Source organism: Caloramator quimbayensis, assembly GCF_900167605.1.
Taxonomy (GTDB): domain Bacteria; phylum Bacillota; class Clostridia; order Clostridiales; family Caloramatoraceae; genus Caloramator_B; species Caloramator_B quimbayensis.
Genome location: NZ_FUYH01000057.1, coordinates 1 through 2,405 on the forward strand (window position 1 = coordinate 1; position 2,405 = coordinate 2,405).

Consider the following 2,405-nt stretch of genomic DNA (forward strand, 5'->3'; position numbering starts at 1 on the left):
GAGTTCTACAAGTGCCGCAATCACTTGTTTGAACTCTTTTATTTTTTGCTCCATCTTCATTTCTTCACCTCCTTCCTTACAATTATGTTATACTACTTGTAGTAGATGCTGTCAATACTTATTTTAGATATTTTGTTAAAATTTTAATACAAAAAGAAAAACTCCCGGCACGCTGGACAACTCCGGGAGGATTTGTTGAGGAAAGGGATGTAGAAGAGGAAAGAATATAATAAAAAATAGCATGAAACCTTAACTCTTTATAATATAATCTCAGGGTTTCATGCTAAATTTCTTTTTTAATTTTTGTTTACTTATCTCAAAAACAGCATCCATCGGTGACAAAACTTCGATATTATGCAAATCCAGCAGTTTATCTTTAATTCCCGTAATATGTGTATCATTAGAAACTAAAATATATATTTTGCTATCTATTGCTAAATTTATAAACTTATTATCAGCTTCATCTTCTTCTATTATATTAACCTTAGAATATACATTTACTAATCTCGAGTTATAATTTAATATTTTTGCCAATCGATTTGATATGTAATATGCATTGTTTAGTTCCCGATTGTAATCTTTAATTCTTCCACTCCTAATTGCTTCAACAAATATTTTATATGGAGCATAGATATACTCTGTTATTGCTTCTTGAGATACAACAAGCTTAGCATCTCCAGCTTGTATATAGTCCACTAATTGCCTTTCAGGACCACTCTTTTGAATCATGCCTTTAATTAGAGTACAGGCATCCAATATTAACTCCATATTTACCTCTTGCTAAAATTAAAATTATTTGTCGATAATATGTCGTCTAATTCATCATCAGTAAAGCCAAAGTTATCAGAATAATTACTTTTAGATTCTAACGAAATATTAAATTCATGCTTCTGCTGAAAATTTGCTGTAGTCTTACAGGCTTTAATAAAAAAACGTGTAATACTAAGCCCTTTTTTTTCTACTACAGCGTTCTCCATATTCTTACCCTCCCCCTTTTTATATTTTTTAAGTTTAATAACCTTCTTCTTATTCAAAATTATACCCCTCCCTTATTTAGCGTCAATTTGTATATAACCAAATGTAACTAAATTGATATTGGCAAACTTAAAATTTCACTTTTATACGTAAAATAGCATAGTTTTTTAAATTTTTCTCTAAATTATTCCCTTTTTTACAATAATTCATTCTTAATAAATTATATGACTATGAATTTGTTTTATAACAATAAAACCAAATTCAAAAAATAAGAAAAAGCCCCGGCATTACACCGGGGTATCGTTATGCTATTTGTTTTAAAACTATTCTATTAAAGTAGTCTTGAAGGATGCTTTTTCGTTGCTGAAAGTCTTTTATTGCCACACAAAGACCAATATCAACCCTCTGTAGTATTTTTATATACTCAAGCTGTTTAGGAGATAAATACGGTCTTATTGATGGTACATCTCCTAATCCGTTTACTTCTTTAAACTTTTTCGCATCCATGCCAAGGACTATCCTATTTATCATATTTATTTCATTTGAAAAGTGGTAATGCTTCGGCTCTTCGTAGAGTTGCATAACTGCATCAGTAAACTCTGGAAAGTCTGCCTTAACCTCTGCAAGGGACTTTATAAAGTTTTCCATTTGGTTAAATCTTTCAATATAAGCTACTTTAAACCTTGTTGCTTTCTCTCCCGAATACCCCATAACCAAAAGTGTAAATCCATCTTTGGTCATTATATATTCTGGTTGCCTTTTGTTTTGAGAATTTTTATAACTACTCTTTATAAAATTGGACTCTCCAAAATTGGATAGTCCTCCAATTAATAAATCTGCTAAAACTTTCTCTATATCTCTTATTACATGACCATGCTGTTTCTCAAATACTTCTGCTACCTTCCTGCTACTTACAACTGGTATACCCTTTCTTTCGGTTACTCCGTAAAAATCATTTATTATATTACACATATAAACTCCTCCTTAATCATTTTATAAAAAATAAAAAAGGCATGGTCATCTAAACCACACCTTTATTGTTAAGGAGGGCAGGTTGTTATCCTGCAAGTCCGTTATAACTATTTTTCTAAGCCTTTATCTTTTAAGAATAAATTCATCTCGTGAACTGCACTCTCTAATAGTAAATCAATGTCTACAGGGGATAATTTATCACCAAATTTTTGTTTTAAATAGCTTGTTACCCATGCCTTCTTTTCAACACCCTTACCCGCACCAAAATATTGCTCTGCGGCTTGTACTGCCTTTTTTGCTAAATCGTAGTATTTTTTTATCTTCTCATCCCCAATTTTTTTATCCAAGTAATTAAAAAGTGCTCCCATAACAAAGAGCACCACTAACTGAATAAGAATTGTTAAGCCTTGCATTAATATATCTTTTAACATAATAAAACCTCCCTTAAATTATTTTTA

General features: G+C 30.7%; 4 protein-coding genes. All 4 read right to left on the reverse strand.

All coding sequences use genetic code 11. The features are described from left to right. Nucleotides 1–270: 270 nt before the first annotated feature. Nucleotides 271–768: a putative toxin-antitoxin system toxin component, PIN family gene (locus B5D15_RS15105; RefSeq protein WP_078697919.1), complete on the reverse strand. Its 498-nt coding sequence runs from the start codon at nt 766–768 to the stop codon at nt 271–273. Between the two features lie 2 nt (nt 769–770). Continuing rightward, the gene (locus B5D15_RS15110) at nt 771–1,034 is read right to left on the reverse strand and encodes a hypothetical protein (protein ID WP_078697920.1); all 264 of its coding nucleotides are present in this window, start codon (nt 1,032–1,034) and stop codon (nt 771–773) included. A gap of 244 nt (nt 1,035–1,278) precedes the next feature. Continuing rightward, a complete protein-coding gene (locus B5D15_RS15115) occupies nt 1,279–1,947 on the reverse strand; it encodes a Rha family transcriptional regulator (RefSeq protein WP_078697921.1) in 669 nt (222 codons plus the stop codon). Between the two features lie 107 nt (nt 1,948–2,054). Continuing rightward, nucleotides 2,055–2,378 (reverse strand): phage holin, encoded by a 324-nt coding sequence (locus B5D15_RS15120; RefSeq protein ID WP_078697922.1) that lies wholly within the window; start codon nt 2,376–2,378, stop codon nt 2,055–2,057. Nucleotides 2,379–2,405 lie beyond the last annotated feature (27 nt).